An 18,877-nucleotide genomic window follows, 5' to 3' on the forward strand; every position below is an offset into this window, starting at 1 on the left:
AATGCCCTCGTCGCCGAGTTATGAACTACTTGCAGGGCGACATTAAAAAAATTCTGCTAAAGCGTTCGCCCAAAGCTCCGGCACAAGGCAACGCGCCTTCAAGCAAACCTGTGGAGTTTATTCAAATGGCGAACGACTTTCTTTTCACCTCCGAATCGGTCTCTGAGGGACACCCCGACAAGGTGGCCGACCAGATCTCCGATGCGATCCTCGACGCGATCTTCACGCAGGACCCGCGCAGCCGCGTCGCCGCCGAAACCCTGACCAACACCGGGCTGGTGGTGCTGGCCGGCGAGATCACGACCAACGCCCATGTGGACTACATCCAGGTGGCGCGCGACACGATCAAGCGCATCGGCTACGACAACACCGAATACGGCATCGACTACAAGGGTTGCGCCGTGATGGTCTGCTACGACAAGCAGTCCAACGACATTGCCCAGGGAGTGGACCATGCGAGCGACGACTACCTGAATATCGGCGCCGGTGACCAGGGCCTGATGTTCGGCTATGCCTGCGACGAAACGCCGGAACTGATGCCCGCGCCGATCTACTACGCCCACCGGCTGGTGGAACGCCAGGCCCAGCTGCGCAAGGACGGCCGCCTGCCTTTCCTGCGCCCGGATGCCAAGAGCCAGGTGACGATGCGCTACGTGGACGGCAAGCCCCACAGCATCGACACCGTCGTGCTGTCCACCCAGCACAGCCCCGAGCAGAGCGACGGCAAGCACATGCTGCCCTCGTTCAACGAGGCCATCATCGAAGAGATCATCAAGCCGGTGCTCCCCAAGGAATGGCTGAAGGAAACGCGCTTCCTGATCAACCCGACCGGACGGTTCGTCATCGGCGGTCCGCAGGGCGATTGCGGCCTGACGGGCCGCAAGATCATCGTCGACACCTACGGCGGCGCGTGCCCCCACGGCGGCGGCGCGTTCTCGGGCAAGGACCCGAGCAAGGTGGACCGTTCGGCTGCCTATGCCGCCCGCTATGTGGCCAAGAACATCGTGGCTGCCGGCATCGCGCGCCAGTGCCAGATCCAGGTTGCCTACGCGATCGGCGTTGCCAAGCCGATGAACGTGACGGTGTACACCGAGGGCACGGGCGTGATCCCCGATCACAAGATTGCCGCCCTGGTCCACGAGTATTTCGACCTGCGGCCCAAGGGCATCATCCAGATGCTGGACCTGCTGCGACCGATCTACGAGAAGACCGCGGCCTACGGCCACTTCGGCCGCGAAGAACCCGAGTTCACATGGGAGCGCACCGACAAAGCCCAGGCGCTGCGCGCCGCGGCAGGCCTCAAGTAAGCGAAGTTACTGGATGAGCGCCTGCTGGCGCTCGTATTCGCCGCGTTTCATGGCCACGTAGGTGGCCCGGTCCATTTCGCGCAGCTGGCGCGAGTAGCGCTCGGTGGCGTCGAACCAGGTCTGGATTCGCTTTTCCACCTGCTGGTCCGCCGGTGAACGCAACGATGCCAGATGGGCGTCGATCGCCAGGTAGTAACGCATCGCATTGCGCTCGATCGCCCCCCGCATTCCGCCGATGTAGATCGGCTGGCCGCTGCCATCCTTGCCGGTGACCGTGAAGCCGACCTTGTTCAAGCCCGCGGTCGCAAGATAGGCCTGCATCGCCATGCGCCCGGCTATGCCGTAGCCATACGAATAGCTCAGGTGCATGAAAGTGCGGCCACCGTCCAGCGGGATCGCGGACACGATGATGCGGTAGTCCCTGGTGCCCATAGGACCCTCTTGGGCATTGAGCCTGCTCTCGAAGTAGTCGGAGCTTGCGGCGACCGGACGCAAGGCGAACTCCAGCCGATAAGCCTTCTCGACCGGCTGGTTGTATTTGCGGCCGATACGCACATGCAGCGCCACGCCGGCGTTGGCGCTCACGGCGTGGCAGTACTTGGTATTGAACGGCAGGATCAGGATGTCGCACCAGTCCGACGGTTCCTTCAAGGCATTGCCGACCACGCCGAACGGGTGGTCGAGCACGGCATAGACGTCGCCCTTGAGCACATCACCGGCTTCGGACGAATCGATATGCATCGCGCGCTGGAAGTTGTTGTCGCGCAGCTGCTCGCGTATCTCCCCATATTTGGCGCGCAGCGCGCCGGCGTCGGCCATGGCATTGAGCGATGCAAAACCCAGCAGGCAGGCTGCGCCCAGCCTCAGCAGGCGGGTCGCCGTCCTCTTCATCGTATCCATCAGCTTGTTCATGCGTGATTCCTGGTTCCGTGATATTCCGGCGAATGAGCGCGAATGCGCGTCGCCTGCTCTTCGAGCACTTCCTCCACGTCGAACTGTATGCCGCCCATGAAAAGCGAATGGGGCTGCACCGCGTATAGATAACGCCCGCGGGCCCCTAGTTCCAGGCACATGCGCAATAGAGGCTGCTGGACCTGCTCCCAGGCCTTGATCAGCCGAGCGCGCACCAGGTTGTCGCTGCACTGCAGGTAACGCAGCTTGTGGTGGTTGTGCGCGAAGTTGACCGCGTCCAGGTAAGCCGAGGCGCCCTTGTTGCGCGTATGGAAGTTCGGTGTGAGATCGATGCTCAACATCAGCACCCGGTCCTGAATTTCCAGCATGAAATGCCGGCCCATCAGACCATCGCTTGCTTCACCGTACTTGTAGGCCAGGTGCAGGTGCGAAGGCGTCTTGCGTAGCGAGTACTTCATGGTGCTGTTGCCGCTATTGCGGCGTCACGAAAGATTGCGCCGCGGCGTCTTTGGCCGCTGTAGGACAAGGCTGGATTCGCCTGTGAGCAGCCCGGCCTTGCTCGTCGTTTTCACCGTTGGGGAGTTCTCCTACAGGCAGTCTCCTGATTCGCTGACTGCCTCGTCTGGCCGCCGACCGAAGATGGCGAATGCATGCAGCGAGCAGCCGCCGCAAGGTGGGCCTCGCGCAAGTTCATTCAATCATCGACTAGGAGCAAACACATGGCTGCTGAAGACAAAGACCTCAATCGCGATCCGATCACCGACGAGCCGGGCGCGCACCCGGTGGGGACGGGTGTTGGCGCTGCCGGCGGTGCCGTGGCAGGCGCGGCGGCGGGCTCCATAGGCGGTCCGGTGGGCGCCGCGATAGGCGGCGTGGTGGGCGCAGTGATCGGCGGGTTGGCGGGCAAGGCCGCCGCCGAGGCCGTGAATCCCACGGCCGAAGAGGCCCACTGGCGCGAGAACTACAACCGCGAATCCTATTACCAACAGGGCCGTAGTTTCGACGACTATGGGCCGGCCTATCGCCTGGGCCTGACGGGGCGCACGCGCTATCAGGACTGGGACAGCGCCGAGCCGAACCTCGAATCCGAGTGGGAAACGGCCCGCGGCGGCTCCAGCCTGAGCTGGCCCGAGGCGCGGCCGGCCAGCCGCGCAGCATGGAACCGCATCGACTCCAAGCGTGCGGGCGGCATGCCGGGCATGGACGGCACTGCCGACAGTCGCATGGGCATGGGCTCGAGCCAGCGCCAAAGCCAGAGCCAGAGCCAGGGCGGCGGCGCCGCTGCCATGGTCGGCGAAGCGCAAAGCGCCGGCAACATGAGCGGCGACAACGAGGATGTGATCGACGCACTGAACGACCTGGCCGAGTGCTGCAAGGACGGCGAGTATGGCTTCCGCGCCTGCGCCGAACAGGCCGAGCGTTCGGACCTCAAGTCGGTATTCCTGCAGCGCGCGGACGATTGCCGCGGCGCGGCCCAGGAACTGTACGAACAGATACGCAGCCTGGGCGGTGACGTGGACGAAGGCGGCAGCGCAGCCGGCGCCATGCACCGCGGTTGGGTTTCGGTGAAGGCCACGCTGTCCACCTACGACGACAAGGCGGTGCTGGAAGAGTGCGAACGCGGGGAGGACAACGCGATGGCGCGTTACCGCAAGGCGCTGAAGCAACCGCTTCCGGCCGGTATCAAACTGATCGTGGAGCGCCAGATGCAGGGCGTGCAGCGCAATCACGACCAGATCAAGATGCTGCGCGACCAGATCCGCGCTTTGTAACGGAGGATAACGAGGCTCTGGGCTTGCCCCGAGCCTCGTACTTGTGTATGGGTGACGAGCGTTCCAGCCCTTCCCTGAAGACCTACCGCGAGAAGCGCAACTTCGACGTCACGCCCGAGCCCCTGGACGGCGGCGTGCCCAACGAAGGGGCCCGCACCTTCGTGATCCAGAAGCACTGGGCAACCCGGCTTCACTACGACTTCCGGCTGGAGCTGGACGGCACGATGAAAAGCTGGGCGGTACCCAAGGGCCCCAGCTTCGACCCAACCGACAAGCGGATGGCCGTGCATGTGGAAGACCACCCGATCTCCTACAACACCTTTGAGGGGACGATTCCGCCTGGCAACTATGGGGCGGGCAAGGTCATCATCTGGGACAAGGGTGTGTGGGTCCCACTGGAGGATCCGCACAAGGGATACCGCGACGGCAAGCTCAAGTTCGAGCTGCGCGGGCACAAGATGCACGGGCGCTGGACGCTGGTGCGCATGAAGGGCCGCGGTGAAGAACGACAGGAACCGTGGCTGCTGATCAAGGAGAAAGACGACTATGTGCGGCCCGCTTCGGAATTCAGCGTAGTGGACGAGATGCCCGACAGCGTCAAGGCGCTGGCCGACCGTCCGGCTGTTGGTACTACCACGCCTTCATCGGCGTCGGGCCCGCCCGCAGGCGCACGAAAAGCCGCGCTGCCGGCGCAGTTGCAGCCCCAGCTCGCGACGCTGGTGGATGCGCCGCCCAAGGACGCCGACAACTGGATCTACGAGATCAAGTTCGACGGCTATCGCATGCTCACTCGCGCCGAGGGCGGGCGCGTGCGCCTGATCACCCGCAACGGCAACGACTGGACCCACAAGCTGGAGCACCTGGCGAAAGCGCTTGAATCCATGGACCTGCCCGACGGCTGGTACGACGGCGAAATCATCATGCCGGGCGAGCGGGTCCCGGCGGATTTCCAGGCCCTGCAGGGCGCGTTCGAAACATCCCGCACAGCGGACATCGTCTATTACCTCTTCGACGTGCCCTACTGCGCCGGCTACAGCCTGCGCGAGGTGCCGCTGCTGGAACGCCGCAACGTGCTTCAGCGCATCGTGGAGCGCAAGCCGCACGACAAGGTCCGGTTCAGCGCCGTGTTCGACGCCACACCTGAAGACGTCCTCGCCTCGGCTTGCCGGCTCGGACTCGAGGGCGTCATTGCCAAGCGCAAGGAATCCGCCTACGTGCTGCGGCGCTCGTCCGACTGGGTCAAACTCAAGTGCGGCCAGCGCCAGGAGTTCGTCATCGGCGGCTATACCGACCCCAAGGGATCGCGCACGGGCATCGGCTCGCTGCTGCTGGGCGTGCACGACAAGGAAGGCCGTCTCAGGTATGCAGGCAACGTGGGCACCGGCTTCAACGAGCTGACGCTGCGTGAGCTGCGCGCCGAACTGGGCGGCCTCCATGCGGATGCCAGCCCCTTTGCGCCCGACGCCGAGATTCCGCGCAATGCCCATTGGGTCAAGCCCGAGCTGATCTGCGAGGTGGCGTTCGGCGATTGGACCCGCAGCGGGCGCATCCGGCACTCGGTCTTTCACGGCCTGCGCGCCGACAAGCCGCCCGAGTCGATCACGCGCGAGGAGCCGCGCCACACTGCCCCGGTCGACAAGCCCGCGAAGGTCGCGCAGTCCGCAACGGCCGCCCTGCCCGCCTCGCTGCGCGTGAGCAATCCCGACCGGGTCATCGACGCCGAGTCCGGAACGACCAAGATCGGACTGGTGCGCTATTACGCGCTGGTCGCGCCGCTGATGATGGAACACCTGAAGGGCCGGCCGGTCGCCCTGGTGCGCGCACCTCAGGGCATCGCCGGAGAACTGTTTTTCCAGAAGCACGCCGAGCGCTACAAGATGCCGGGTGTCGAGCAGCTCGATCAGGCCATCGACCCGGACCATCCGCGCCTGCTCGAAATCGCCTCGCCCGATGGCTTGCTGTCGGCGGCCCAGATGAACGTCATCGAGTTCCACACCTGGAACGGCGTCAAGACCGCCATCGGCAAGCCCGACCGCATGACCTTCGACCTCGACCCGGGAGAAGGCGTCGGCTGGCCGCAAGTGCAGGAAGCAGCGCAGCTGGTGCGCGCCTTCCTCACCGAGCTGGGCCTTCCGGCGTTTCTCAAGACCAGTGGCGGCAAGGGCTTGCACGTAGTGGTGCCGCTGAAGAAGCAATTCGACTGGGACACGGTCAAGGATTTCTCGCAGGCGATCGTGCAGCACCTGGCGCAAACCATCCCGCAGCGCTTTGTCGCCAAGAGTGGCGGCAGCAACCGGGTCGGCAAGATCTTCATCGACTACCTGCGCAACGGCTTTGGCGCGACCACGGTGTGCGCGTGGTCGGCGCGCTCCCGGCCGGGCCTGGGGATTTCAGTGCCGGTCCGGTGGGACGAACTCGAGGGCCTGAAGAGCGGCGCGCATTGGACGGTGGGCACTGTCCACACCCGGCTGGACGAAGGCAACGCGCCGTGGAGCGAGTACGAAGCCAGTCGAACCGGCTTGGCGGCGGCCATGAAGGCGCTGGGTTTCAAGCGGCGCTGAAGCGGAGCACCCACTACCCATGCAGGAACAATGGCCGCGCACCCTATGGATCGTGAGGCACGGCCAGAGCGCCGGCAACGTGGCACGTGATGCCGCGGAGGCGGCGGGCCTGCCGGTCATCGACATCGCCGAGCGGGACATTGATACGCCGTTGTCGGAGCTGGGCTGCCGACAGGCGCGCGCGCTGGGCCACTGGTTTGGCGAACTGTCGCCGGGGAGGCGGCCCGAAGTCGTGCTGTGCTCGCCCTACGTGCGAGCGCGCCAGACGGCGCACCAAATGCTGGAGGGCGCCCGCATCGCACCGAACAGCCTGCGCCTGCGAGTGGACGAGCGCCTGCGCGAGAAGGAGTTCGGCATCCTGGACCGCCTCACCCATTTCGGCATCCGCCAGAAATATCCCGAATTGGGCGAGCAGCGCGCCCACGTCGGCAAGTTCTACTTCCGTCCGCCCGGTGGCGAGAGCTGGTGCGACGTGATCCTGCGCCTGCGCAGCTTGCTGGAGATGATGACCCGCGAGCACGCGGGCCAACGCGTGCTGGTGGTGGCCCACCAGGTCATCGTCAACTGCATGCGTTACCTGATCGAGTGCATGGACGAGGCGGAGATCCTGGCGATCGACAAGCTGGCCGACGTGCCGAACTGCGGTGTAACGTCCTATGAGTACGATCCGCGCCGCGACGCCCTTGTTTCCGACCTCGTGAATTTTGTGGCCCCGTTGCGCCAGGCCGGCGCTCCCGTGACGGTGGAAGCCGACACGCCGGCCGCACCCAAGCCCTGACGCGATGCAGGCCGCGACACCATGGATCGATGTGGACGCCCGGCTGTTGCGCACCTGGCCGCTGCCGCAGGTTTCGCCTGAGGCCGACAAGGAAGAGCGCGGTCGCGTCCTGGTGATCGCGGGAAGCCGCGAGATCCCCGGCGCGGCCCTGTTGGCGGCAACGGCGGCACTGCGCGCTGGGGCGGGGAAATTGGTGATCGCCACCGCCCAGTCCGTCGCGCTAAAGCTGGCGCTGGCCATGCCGGAAGCGCGCGTGATCGCCTTGCCTGAAACGGCGGCGGGCGCCTTTGCAGCCCACGCTATCGACTTGCTCGATGAATGCGCGCAGGGCGCGGACGCCGTGCTCATCGGGCCTGGCCTGATGGACGAGGACGGCACCGACGCCTTCGTTGCCCGGCTGCTGCCCATGCTGGCCCATGCCCCGGTGATCCTCGATGCGTTGGCGATGAATGTCGTCAGGGCCGGCCCAAGACTGAACCAGCCCGTCCTGCTGACGCCGCATGCGGGCGAGATGGCGCATCTGTGCGCATTGAGCAAAGAGGCGGTGCTGGCGGACCCGGAGCAAGCCGTCATCGCTGCCTCGCGTGAATGGAACGCAGTGGTCGCACTCAAGGGCGCCGCCACCCTGATTGCGACTCCGGACGGTGGCCGCTGGCGGCACGAGGCCGAGCATCCCGGCCTCGCCACATCGGGCTCGGGCGACGTACTTGCCGGCCTGATCGCCGGCTTGGCGGCCCAGCAGGTACCGCTGGAGCAAGCCTGTGCCTGGGGCGTGGTCCTGCATGCGCTGGCGGGCAAAGAGCTGGCGCGGCGGCTGGGGCCGTTGGGCTACCTGGCGCGCGAGCTGCCCGGGGAGATTCCGCGCTTGCTGCGCCGGCTGCGGCCGCCGGGTCAGCTCAGGCTTTCGCCCAGGGAATAGCCAGCTGCAGGCGTTGCCGGCCTTCGCGCTGAAGCTCCACGCCCTCGGCAGCCGCGAGCGCAGCGACGTCGCTCCATTCCAGGCGCCGGTAGCCGGCCTCGGCGGAGAACCCCTCGTCCCCTTGGGTCGGCCGCACCGTGAGCGTCACCACCAGCGCGGCAGGACTCGGCTCAGCCGACAGCACCAGATCCGCCGGTGCTGGATTTTCATCCGTGGCATGGATCATGGCCGCGGTCAGCACGTTGCGGACGGCAGAGCGCCTGACCTCGCCGGGAACCGCCGGCACCTCGCTGCGCAATGCGTAGCCCCGGAAGGTCAGGCTGGTGGCCAGCAGGCCCAGGCATTCGCGCACGCCCTCGCTGGCCGTGGTCAGCATCTCTTCTTCCGGCGCCAGCCAGGTGACAACGTCCAGGCAGGAATTGAGCGCCGCCCGCGCGAAGCCATTGATCTTGTGCGCGCTCTCGTGCACATCCGCGAGGTCCGGCTCGGGGGCTCGCAAACGCCTCTCCATCACCTCATAGATCATGCCGATGGGTTGAAGGTTGACCACCAGGTGATGCCGCATCGAGGGTGCCAGGCGGCGCAGCAGGGCGTAGCGCGCCGCTTCCGCCAAGCCGGCCGCGCCTTGCGCAGGCGCCGGCTCTTGCACTTTGGGCGCGCTCGAAGTCATCATGCAAGAGTATTTCACGCCGCAACGGCTTGTCAACTTCAATAGCGCTACCGCTTCGTACGCTCATCGGCATAGCCCAGCGAAGCGGTCTTGCGGCTTGCAGGCGCCGCTGGCGGGCACCCCGTTGGATCCTTGCACCTGGCACTGGCTCAAACGATCCTTCACTCTTACGGAATACTGCCACCCTACGGCCAGTGGAGGCAAAGGCGAACCTGGCTTCCAACTAAGGGTCTTCCACTTCGGATGGCCTTTGCTCTGGAGGTCATTGAACTTCTCGCAAAACTGACCGGCCATAGTGGTGATGAACTTGTTGCGATCTTCCTTGATGAAGTTGGCCGTGATCAGGTACGAATCAACGGCGAGCGAGGGCAGGGCGGCGTCAACGATATTCAATGATGGGTAGCTGGACTTCTGGATCTCCGCCCTCCTGTAGTCCTGCAAAACCTTGGCTGACGTGCCATGCGCCGGATCGAACTTCAGGAGCCTCAAGTTCGGCGGTACATTCGTTTCGAGCAACTTGAGAGGCTGGCCGCCAACAAGCACAAGCACATCGATCTTGGGAAAGCTCGCGTAAAAATTCGGGTCACTTAGTACCATCAATGCCGACCGCCGCGTTTTAGTTCCTTCATCGTCGCCCGTAACCGTGGGATTGATGAAAGGAGCCACGACGGTCGGCCGCTCATTGAACATCTTGCTGTAGATGTTCAGGGCGGTGAGATAAGTCCCGCTCTTCTCGGCATCCATCCAGATCCGCCTACCCTGGATCTGGTGAATGAATTCAAGCGGGCTGTCTTTATTCACCAGGAAATGGATCTCCTCTCTGTACAGCGGCATGAAGACCCTGAGATGCGCCAGGAGCTTGCCGTACTGCCGCCTTGTTTCCGGGGGCACGTCGCGGCTGTCGCGCAAGTACACAAAAGCGGCGTAAACATCCGACTGAACAATCGCCAGGCTAACTCCTTCCGTCTGGCTCATGTCCTCTACGTTCGCCCAGGATCCCTTGGAATCCCGCACTTCCAGCGCCGGGGAAACGAACTCTTTGAGGTTGTTGCCTATCTGGAAATAGGTGCCCGTCTTCCCACCCGTCACGATGACTTCCGCATGCGCGCCGGCCACCGCCACCGCTGCGAACACAAGCACACCTTTCATCAAATCAAGCCACAAGTGGGCCGTTCGGGTCATTGCTCGCATGGCGTATCCTCTCTTTGAAAAAAACTCACTGTTGCGATTTGCACAACCCTGCCTTCTCGTGCGCTACGGAGCACGGCGGCCTGCTTGATCGCGGCGGGACTGCGCTCTCGCTGCGCAGCGGCATCGATGGCGCTTGTGCTGCGCCCATCACCGCGCTCCGCGTTGGTGGGGGCGCGATACCTGCGGTAGATACTGGCGGATGAGCTGACGCTTCCTCGCTGGTCCTGGGTGCAAGAAGCTTGGGCACGATCCATAAAAGAAGCAACGCGGCGACGCCAGCTATGACGCTCTTGAACAGAAGCGCCCAGGGCAGTTCGCCACTCGGCATTTCCAGGGTCCTTTGTGCACTTGCCACAACTTCATCACGTTGGGGAAGATCGTCGGGCTCCTGGCTGATCGTCGCGAAGCTGGGCTTGCGTCCGCAATAGGGACAGTAGGCCACCAAGCCGAACCACGGCTGAAGGCAATAGCCACACAGGTTCTCACCCCGCGCCGACTGAGCCCATTTATTCATCTGGACGTTCAATCCGGCTCTCCAGTTTCCAGCCATATGCCTGCGCGAGCTCGGGGTGGTACACCCACAAATGAGCGTCGTAGACGAACAGCGAGGTCAGCCACGGCCTTGCGACGCTCAAAGTTCCGAACAGCGCGTCGGCGCGGTTTTCTGCCTGCAGTTGCAGCACAGCACGGTGTCTTTCTTGATCGGACTCGAGCAGAGCGAGGACCCCCTGGGGTGCATCGATCCGTAGTCCGACTACCGCGTGCTCAAGCTCGGATTCGAGAAGCGGCACAACGATCGTTGAAGACGTCCCATCGGAAACATGTTCGGGCTGCATCCAGGGATCGCCCTCGATCCGTTGCTCGTTCTTGTAGCTGACGTGCCCTGTGCACAGCCGCGGCGCATCGATGGCCGCCCTCTCGGGGAACAGCTTGCCCATTTGCACGTACTCGAGCGACTCGTCTTGGCCTCTCCAACATTGCTGCCAGAAGAATCCGAAAAGCAATGGGCAGCCCAACGAGAACGTCGGCCTCAGCCCATCGGGCCAGGCGATCCATTCAGCCTTTTTCTTGCCGGTTTGATCCAGGCGAACAATGAGCTGTCCCTCCTCGCTTGGCCAGATCACATGATGGGGATCGAAAACCGGCGCTTCATAGCCATTTTTTGGAGCGAGGACGCTTGTTGGCAAGACGATTGGTTCGGCCGCCCCCGGGGGTTTGCCGACGAGGTTGACAGCACCATTCTTGCCAAGCACCGGCAGCCAAACTTCGCCCGCCCATGCAACCGGGCCTCCGAGCGCAGGGCCTTCTCCGAAATACTCTACTGCGTACGACAAACCGATCAGGGTCGGTGTTACCACCGCTAATCCGATAGCAGTCGGGAAGTACAACGTTGCGCCGCGGACTCCCTCGACAACTTCCATGCGCCATCCGCGGAAATTCTTCAGGCCCTGCGCCAGGATTCCGCCGGCCGGGCGCTCAAGCGGGCTCCAGATTTTCGATTCGGGCAGGAGTACGAGGAGCTTGCCCTGCTCCGGCTCTATGGCCATCAAAGTGGATGAGGCCACATCGAACTTGTCGACCAGGAAACGATAATGCCCCGGCGGTAAGGCTGGCAAGGTTCTGTCCGGGTCAAGGCGCCCGTTCGATCGTGCCAAGGTCAGCTGCGCAGGTGTTTGTCTCAGGCCTCTGGTTGGAGGCCTGGTCATGTCGGAGAGCGCGGGTGCACCAAAGGGCGGAACCCATGGCGAGTCCAGGCACGTGACCGGATCCTGTAGTGGAGTGCCGGTTTGCGGTGAGTAATTGAAGTCGGATGGAAACCACTGGCCAGTGGAAATATCTCTCCTGGCGCCGATCATCCGCCCGACGTCTTGAGTCGAGAGCTTTACGTTGACGGCAGTTCCATTGGGGGACGCGGCAAGGTGCCACGTCTCAGAATCTGGATCGCGGTACCACGTACCCGAGCGGAGCTGCCAGCTCTCGGTGTGCTCTTCCACAACTAAGCTCCTCATCGTCGACCTCTACTACATCAAAGGGCCGCTAGGTAATTAGACGGGAATAGAGCGGAAACCAGTACGGGATAAACGTCCCGTATTTGTCCTGGGGTAGTTGGAACTTTCGTCCCTGGTCCGGGCCTTGGCTCTGGAGAACGGAGAGCCAACGCCGCGCTGGATTTCCGAGGGCCTAGCTCAGCGGGGCACGATTCAAGTCGATACCGGCATCTCAGATAATCCGAGAGAACCGTGCGCGCGTGCGATCGGCCTGCAGGTAGCGGTCGAACACCATGGCGATGGCGCGCACCAGAAACCAGCCAGGGGCTGTCACCTGGATGCCCGACTCGTCCAGCGTCACCAAACCCTGGTCGGCTAGTTCGCGCAGCTGTTCCAGTTCACCCGCGAAGTAGCGCCGGAAATCAATCAGCCAGGCCTGCTCCATGGCCTCGAATAGCACCTCGCCCTGGCACATCAGCGCCATGATCACCGCGCGGCGCGCCAGATCGTCGCGGCTGAGCGCCAGGCCGCGGACCACCGGCAGCCGGCCCTGGTCGAGGTGGTCGCAGTACTCCGCCATCGTCTTCGCGTTCTGGCTGTAGGTCGCGCCGATACGGCCGATGGCCGAGACCCCCAGGCCGATCAGGTCGCAATCGGGCTGGGTGCTATAGCCCTGGAAATTGCGATGCAGGCGCCCCTGGCGCTTGGCGACCGCCAGCGCGTCATTGGGCAGCGCGAAATGGTCCATGCCAATGTAGTCGTAGCCCTCCTCCTTGAACGCCGCCAGCGCTTGCGACAGCATGGCCATCTTGGCGGCGGCGGCCGGCAACTCCGCCGGCACGATGCGGCGCTGCGGCTTGAAGCGTTCCGGCAAATGGGCATAGCCGTAGAGCGCGATCCGGTCGGGGTGCAGTTGGCGCACCTGCTCCAGCGTTCGCGCGAACGTCTCAGGGGTTTGCAGCGGCAAGCCGTAGATCAGGTCCACGTTGATCGAATCGAAGCCGATCTCGCGGGCCTGGGCCATCAGTTCGAACACCTGCTCCGCCGGCTGGATGCGATGCACGGCCTTCTGGACTTCCGGGTCGAAATCCTGCACGCCGAAGCTGATCCGATTGAAGCCCAGTTCCGCCAACACCGCCAGCCGCTTGCCGTTCACGGTCCGCGGATCGATCTCTATCGAATGCTCGCCGCCGGGCGCAAGGGCGAAGCTGCGCCGCAACATGGCGATCAGCTCGCGCAACTCGTCATCGGAAAGAAACGTGGGCGTGCCGCCACCTAAGTGCAACTGGGTTACGGTCTGGCCCAAACCAAGTTCGGCTACGTGCAAGTCCACTTCGCGCGAGAGCAAGCGTAGGTAAACCGCACCGCGCTCGTGGTGTTTGGTGATGATCTTGTTGCAGGCGCAGTAGTAGCACAGCGATTCGCAAAACGGGATGTGAACGTACAGCGACAGCGGCGAGGCCAGGAGCGCAGGACCGGCCTTTCGCTGCGCCAGGGCGCCACCGTAGTCAGCGGCGGTGAACGCCTCGACGAACCGGTCGGCTGTCGGGTAGGAGGTATAGCGCGGCCCCGGGATATCGAAGCGGCTCATCAAATCGGGTGAAACTGGAATCATCGCGGGCCTGGGAGGGTGTAAGCGTTGACTGTGCGACGACCGGAGGCGCTGCCGCTTGATCTGGATCAAGCGCGCCGGGCTCACGATGCCCACAATTTGACCCAGATCAGAAACGCGCAGGTACACCACGGAAGACCCCGGTGCAGTCACGAGTCCTCAAGCCCCATCAATCCGGCGATGCGCCGGCGCTCGAGCCGAACACCCTCAAGGTAGCGTGCTCCAACTGCAATTTACGCGAGCTGTGCATGCCCATCGGCCTTAGCGCCGCAGAGGTGGAGCGCCTGGACGCGATCGTCTCGGCGCGGCGCAAGGTCAAGCGCGGCGCCGCCCTGTTCCGCAGTGGCCAGCGCTTCGAATCCCTCTACGCGATCCGCACTGGCTTTTTCAAGACCTGCATGGCATCTGCCGACGGCCGAGACCATGTGACCGGTTTCCAGATGGCCGGCGAAATCGTCGGCCTGGACGGGATCGTGAACGAGCGCCACACCTGCGATGCGGTGGCGCTGGAGGACGCTGAGGTCTGCGTCATGCCGTTCGACCGTGTCGGCGAGCTCTCGCGTGAAATCAACGCGTTGCAGCATCACGTCCATCGCGTACTGAGCCGCGAGATCGTCCGCGAGCACAGCGTGATGCTGCTGCTAGGCACCATGCGCGCCGAGGAGCGGCTTGCCGCGTTCCTGCTGAACCTGGTGCAGCGGCTGCACGCGCGAGGGTTTTCGCGAACGGAGCTGGTGCTGCGAATGACGCGCGAAGAGATGGGCAGCTATCTCGGGCTCAAGCTCGAAACCGTCAGCCGGACATTTTCCCGGTTTGCCGAGCTGGGTCTGGTGGAAGTGCGGCAGCGTCACCTCCGCATCCTGGATCTGCAAGCGCTCCAGAGAATCGTCGACAACCCGCAATCCAGCGGGCACTGAACCAGAGATATTGGGCCGCCGGGCCGACGCCATGCTCCGCGGCGCAGGCACGGATGATTGATGTGGATCAACGACTGCGGCTGGTTTGCAATCCACACTGACCTCCTCCGAAATGAGGTTCATATGAAGACATTCGACATCAGCATGGCTCCCCACTTTGAAAAGCTCCTTTCCCTGCGTGAACGCGAGCTGTGTGCCGTGCTGGGTGCGCGTGACGCACTGGCGATCGCCACCGCTGACGACGGGCGCGGCGTGACGGACTTCAAGGACATGGCGAGCGTGCAAAGCCTAGCGGCTGTGGATGAAGCCCAGGCGGAGCAGGCGGGCCATGAACTGGAACAGGTACTGGCCGCCCGCCGCCGCCTCAAGGACCATGTGTACGGGAACTGCCTGGACTGCGGCCAGGAGATCGACCTGGGGCGGCTGGCCGCGATGCCCGCCACGTCTTACTGCACCGAATGCCAGGCGGTGCACGAACCGATGGCCCGAGGCGGCTCGCGCCGAACCCAGAGGCTTTCGTTGATGTCTTGATGCATCAGATGTACCCGATAGGCGGCGGCACGTGCCGCAGATGCAGGGCGATACCCAGCGCTGCCAGGTGGTTGCCGTCGCGCCCGAGGATCTGCTGGGCCAGGGGCAAGAATTCCTGCTCCTCGAACCGGGCATGGGCCGTGTAGGCGGATACCAGCTCCGCCAGGCTTTCGGTGTCGAGCTCAGCGGCTCTCGCGCTTGCAGCGAGCTTGACGCCAGGCTTGACTCTTTTCCACAGCGCTTCGATCGTCCGGTGTTCGCTGGTGAGGCGTTGGACCATGGCTTGCACGAGATCGCTCTCGGGGCCGGCCGCTGCGCTGCGCTGCACCGCGACGAACAGCTCGCTTTCCTCGTCGGCGTGATGCTCGAGTATCGAATCCTCGAACAGCGCAAGCGTGGCTGCGGCGACGCGGCGTGCACGCTCGGCGGCGCGAACGAGCGCGGGCAATTCGGCGAAAGTCGCGAGCCCCGAGAGGATTCCCACGTGGCACCGGGAAAAACCGGCGATGGGCGTGTCAGGCTCGACTTGGATTTGAACTGCTGAACTGTCGGTCATGGGGTTCGGCCCTTGGAGATGACGCTTCAATGTAGGCCCAACGTCGGCACACGAACTTGATATTTGTCAACGCATCGTCGATGCCCCGAACCTAAGCTCCAACCATCGCCCCATCCACAGCGGTGGCACCAACCAGGGAGCAAAGCCAGTGGCCGCACGACGACGAGTTTCCCCCACTGCCAACGTACCCGTCGGCGCGCAGGCCTGGTCGGTCCTTGCGGTCAGCACGCTGGCTTTCACGGTGTGCTTCATGGTCTGGATGATGTTCGGCGTCATCGGCATCCCGATCAAGAAGACGCTGAATCTCAATGCGACGCAGTTTGGCCTGCTCACCGCCATGCCGGTGCTAACCGGCTCCCTGGTGCGGGTACCGCTGGGCATTTGGACCGACCGCTACGGCGGGCGCATCGTGATGACTCTGCTGATGGCGCTGACCGTGCCAGCCATTTGGCTGATGTCGTATTCGACCCAATACTGGCACTTTCTGGTGATCGGCCTGTTCGTTGGCCTGGCCGGCGGCTCCTTTTCTGCCGGCACGCCTTACGTCGCCCGCTGGTTCCCGAAGGAGCGGCAGGGCTTCGCCATGGGGATCTACGGCGCCGGCAATTCCGGCGCGGCCGTCAACAAGTTCGTCGCGCCTGTGCTGCTGGTGGCCTTCGGCTGGACACTCGTCCCCCAGGTCTATGCCGCCGTCATGCTCGGTACCGTCCTGCTTTTCTGGTTCTTCAGCTACAGCGATCCCGCACACCAGGTTTCGAGCAGCGTCAAGTTCATCGACCAGATCAAGGCCCTGAAGGACCCCAAAGTGCTGCGCTATTGCCAGTACTACAGCATCGTCTTCGGCGGCTACGTCGCTTTGTCGCTATGGATGGTGCAGTACTACGTCGGCGAGTTCGGCCTGGACATTCGCGTCGCCGCCCTCCTGGCCGCCTGCTTTTCGTTGCCTGGGGGCGTGCTGCGCGCCATCGGCGGCTGGCTGTCGGATAAGTTCGGCGCCCACAGCGTCACCTGGTGGGTGATGTGGGTGAGCTGGATCTGCTTGTTCCTGCTCTCCTATCCGCAAACCGATTTCACCGTATTCACTGTCAACGGCCCGCGTACCTTCCATATCGGCCTGAACGTCTACACCTTCACCATCCTGATGTTGGTGCTGGGCATCGCCTGGGCGTTCGGCAAGGCCAGTGTCTTCAAGTACATCAGCGACGACTACCCCACCAACATCGGCGCCATTTCCGGCATCGTCGGTCTGGCGGGCGGCCTGGGCGGCTTCGTGCTGCCCATCATGTTCGGCGCATTGATGGACATCACCGGCATCCGCTCCAGCGCCTTCATGCTCATGTATGGCGTGGTTTGGGTCTCTCTGGTCTGGATGTACTGGAGCGAGGTGCGCAAGACGCAGGTGATGGGCGAGCACGCACCGCCCTCGCCGCTGGCGCAGATGCATGGAACGAACCCTGCAGCCATTCAGGGCCCCAGCCTTCAGGAACACTGGAGAACCACATGACAACGACAACCACGCTGGTGTCGCCGCTGCGCAAGGGCGCCAGCGGCGCGAATATTGCCGATTGGCGCCCGGAAGACCCCGAGTTCTGGGAATCGACCGGCAAGCGGGTCGCCTACCGCAACCTCTGGATCTCGGTGCCCGCGCTCCTGTGCGGATTCGCGGTTTGGGGCATGTGGGGCATCATCGCGGTGCAGATGCTCAACCTGGGTTTCCCGTTCACCCAGGCCGAGCTGTTCACGCTTACGGCCATCGCGGGCATCGCCGGCGCGACGATGCGCATTCCCGCCTCGTTCCTGATCCGCCTGGCGGGGGGGCGCAACACCATCTTCCTCACCACTGCCATGTTGCTGGCGCCGGCCCTGGGCACCGGCATCGTGCTGCAGCACCCGGAGTGGCCGCTCTGGACTTTCCAGCTGATGGCGCTGTGGTGCGGCGTGGGCGGCGGCAACTTCGCCAGCTCGATGTCGAACATCAGCACGTTCTTTCCGAAGCGGCTGCAGGGCACGGCGCTGGGCCTGAACGCCGGATTAGGCAACTTCGGCGTGACCACGATGCAGATCGTCATTCCGCTGGTGATGACGCTTTCCATCTTCGGCAGCCTGGGCGGCGCCTCCACCACCCTTCTGAAAGACAGCGGCTGGATCTTCGGCAAGATCGCCGCGGGCACGCCCACGTGGATTCAGAACGCCGGCTTTGCCTGGGTGTTGTCGTTGGTGCCGCTTTCCGTCCTGTGCTGGTTCGGGATGAACAACCTCAAGACGGTGACACCCGATTCCGGCCATCCGCTGGTGGCCTTCGCCAAGATCACCTGGCTCTACACGCTGGCCTTCATCCCGTCGATCCTGGGCCTCTACCTGTACCTGCCCAAACCCACCGGGCTGGGCCTCATCAGCATGTGGGTGGCGATCCCGCTGGACATCGTGAGCGCGCTGCTGATCATGAAGCTCGCGGCTTTCGGCCCGATGAAGGAGAACGTCACCAAGCAGTTCGCGATCTTCAAGGACAAGCACACCTGGTCGCTCACCGCGCTGTACATCGTCACTTTCGGTTCGTTCATCGGCTTCTCGATGGCGCTGCCGCTTTCGATGAAGGTGATCTTCGGCGTCAGCCATGTGCCCGACGCGGCCGGCGTCATGCAGCACACCCTGAACAACCCGAACGCGCCCACGATCCTGGCCTATGCCTGGATCGGGCCCTTCGTCGGCGCCGCGGTGCGCCCGCTCGGCGGCTGGATCTCCGACAAGGTGGGCGGCTCCATCGTCACCCAGATCATCTCCGCCGTGATGGTGGTCGCTTCGGTCGCTGTCGGCTACGTGATGATGCAGGCTTACGCCTCGCCCACCCCCGAGCAGCACTTTCCTGCGTTCCTGGGCCTGTTCATCGTGCTTTTCGCCGCCAGCGGCATTGGCAATGGATCGACCTTCCGCACCATCGGCGTGATCTTCGACCGCACGCAGGCCGGGCCGGTACTGGGGTGGACCTCGGCGGTCGCCGCCTATGGCGCCTTCGTGGCGCCCATCGTCATCGGCGACCAGATCAAGGCCGGAACACCGCAGTACGCGATGTACGGTTTCGCAATCTTCTATGCCCTTTGCCTGGTGCTGAACTGGTGGTTCTACCTGCGCAAGGGGGCTTACGTCAAAAACCCGTGAGTCGCCT

At 63.8% G+C, this 18,877-nt stretch carries 17 protein-coding genes; 9 read left to right on the forward strand and 8 right to left on the reverse strand.

What is annotated here, in order from left to right; all coding sequences use genetic code 11:
• Positions 1-125: 125 nt before the first annotated feature.
• Entirely contained in the window at positions 126-1,307 is a 1,182-nt protein-coding gene (gene metK, locus HNE04_RS09600) for a methionine adenosyltransferase (protein ID WP_172218314.1), read from the forward strand.
• A gap of 6 nt (positions 1,308-1,313) precedes the next feature.
• On the opposite strand, the gene HNE04_RS09605 is transcribed toward metK, so the two are convergent.
• Positions 1,314-2,219, reverse strand: coding sequence for a hypothetical protein (locus tag HNE04_RS09605; protein ID WP_207717509.1), 906 nt, complete (start codon positions 2,217-2,219; stop codon positions 1,314-1,316).
• On the reverse strand, positions 2,216-2,677 hold the full coding sequence (locus HNE04_RS09610; protein WP_172218315.1) for a hypothetical protein: 462 nt from the start codon (positions 2,675-2,677) through the stop codon (positions 2,216-2,218). Before HNE04_RS09610 ends, HNE04_RS09605 begins: the two co-directional genes overlap by 4 nt.
• A gap of 261 nt (positions 2,678-2,938) precedes the next feature.
• Between HNE04_RS09610 and HNE04_RS09615 the strand changes: the two genes are divergently transcribed.
• From HNE04_RS09615 to HNE04_RS09630, 4 genes are read left to right on the forward strand one after another with little or no spacing between them, the layout of a single operon-like run.
• Positions 2,939-3,991, forward strand: a complete 1,053-nt coding sequence (locus tag HNE04_RS09615; RefSeq protein WP_172218316.1) for a ferritin-like domain-containing protein — start codon at positions 2,939-2,941, stop codon at positions 3,989-3,991.
• A gap of 47 nt (positions 3,992-4,038) precedes the next feature.
• Positions 4,039-6,552, forward strand: a complete 2,514-nt coding sequence (gene ligD, locus HNE04_RS09620) for a DNA ligase D (RefSeq protein ID WP_172218317.1) — start codon at positions 4,039-4,041, stop codon at positions 6,550-6,552.
• Between the two features lie 19 nt (positions 6,553-6,571).
• Entirely contained in the window at positions 6,572-7,330 is a 759-nt protein-coding gene (locus HNE04_RS09625) for a histidine phosphatase family protein (protein ID WP_172218318.1), read from the forward strand.
• 4 nt (positions 7,331-7,334) lie between these two features.
• Positions 7,335-8,249 (forward strand): NAD(P)H-hydrate dehydratase, encoded by a 915-nt coding sequence (locus HNE04_RS09630; protein ID WP_172218319.1) that lies wholly within the window; start codon positions 7,335-7,337, stop codon positions 8,247-8,249.
• Here the strand turns inward: HNE04_RS09630 and HNE04_RS09635 are convergent.
• From HNE04_RS09635 to hemN, 5 genes are all read right to left on the reverse strand, one after another.
• Positions 8,227-8,922, reverse strand: coding sequence for a hypothetical protein (locus tag HNE04_RS09635; RefSeq protein ID WP_172218320.1), 696 nt, complete (start codon positions 8,920-8,922; stop codon positions 8,227-8,229). The two genes, HNE04_RS09630 and HNE04_RS09635, sit on opposite strands and share 23 nt — an antisense overlap.
• Before the next feature lie 60 nt (positions 8,923-8,982).
• A complete protein-coding gene (locus HNE04_RS09640; RefSeq protein ID WP_172218321.1) occupies positions 8,983-10,110 on the reverse strand; it encodes a TAXI family TRAP transporter solute-binding subunit in 1,128 nt (375 codons plus the stop codon).
• Between the two features lie 25 nt (positions 10,111-10,135).
• The gene (locus tag HNE04_RS09645) at positions 10,136-10,636 is read right to left on the reverse strand and encodes a hypothetical protein (RefSeq protein ID WP_172218322.1); all 501 of its coding nucleotides are present in this window, start codon (positions 10,634-10,636) and stop codon (positions 10,136-10,138) included.
• Positions 10,617-12,104, reverse strand: coding sequence for a hypothetical protein (locus tag HNE04_RS09650; protein ID WP_172218323.1), 1,488 nt, complete (start codon positions 12,102-12,104; stop codon positions 10,617-10,619). Before HNE04_RS09650 ends, HNE04_RS09645 begins: the two co-directional genes overlap by 20 nt.
• 226 nt (positions 12,105-12,330) lie before the next feature.
• Positions 12,331-13,713 carry an oxygen-independent coproporphyrinogen III oxidase gene (gene hemN / locus HNE04_RS09655; protein ID WP_172218324.1) on the reverse strand — a complete coding sequence of 461 codons (1,383 nt, stop codon included), beginning with the start codon at positions 13,711-13,713 and terminating at the stop codon, positions 12,331-12,333.
• Positions 13,714-13,958: 245 nt separating this feature from the next.
• On the opposite strand from hemN, the gene HNE04_RS09660 reads away from it, so the two are divergent.
• On the forward strand, positions 13,959-14,627 hold the full coding sequence (locus HNE04_RS09660) for a helix-turn-helix domain-containing protein (protein ID WP_172218482.1): 669 nt from the start codon (positions 13,959-13,961) through the stop codon (positions 14,625-14,627).
• Positions 14,628-14,750: 123 nt separating this feature from the next.
• Entirely contained in the window at positions 14,751-15,158 is a 408-nt protein-coding gene (locus HNE04_RS09665; protein ID WP_172218325.1) for a TraR/DksA family transcriptional regulator, read from the forward strand.
• 4 nt (positions 15,159-15,162) lie between these two features.
• On the opposite strand, the gene HNE04_RS09670 is transcribed toward HNE04_RS09665, so the two are convergent.
• A complete protein-coding gene (locus HNE04_RS09670; RefSeq protein WP_172218326.1) occupies positions 15,163-15,714 on the reverse strand; it encodes a hemerythrin domain-containing protein in 552 nt (183 codons plus the stop codon).
• Positions 15,715-15,862: 148 nt separating this feature from the next.
• On the opposite strand from HNE04_RS09670, the gene HNE04_RS09675 reads away from it, so the two are divergent.
• Both HNE04_RS09675 and HNE04_RS09680 read left to right on the forward strand, forming a co-directional pair.
• Positions 15,863-17,218, forward strand: a complete 1,356-nt coding sequence (locus tag HNE04_RS09675; RefSeq protein WP_172218327.1) for an MFS transporter — start codon at positions 15,863-15,865, stop codon at positions 17,216-17,218.
• Positions 17,215-18,870, forward strand: a complete 1,656-nt coding sequence (locus HNE04_RS09680; RefSeq protein ID WP_172218328.1) for an MFS transporter — start codon at positions 17,215-17,217, stop codon at positions 18,868-18,870. The genes HNE04_RS09675 and HNE04_RS09680 overlap by 4 nt, the downstream gene beginning before the upstream one ends.
• Positions 18,871-18,877: the final 7 nt, after the last annotated feature.

Source organism: Caenimonas soli, from assembly GCF_013155545.1.
Taxonomy (GTDB): Bacteria; Pseudomonadota; Gammaproteobacteria; order Burkholderiales; family Burkholderiaceae_C; genus Ramlibacter; species Ramlibacter soli.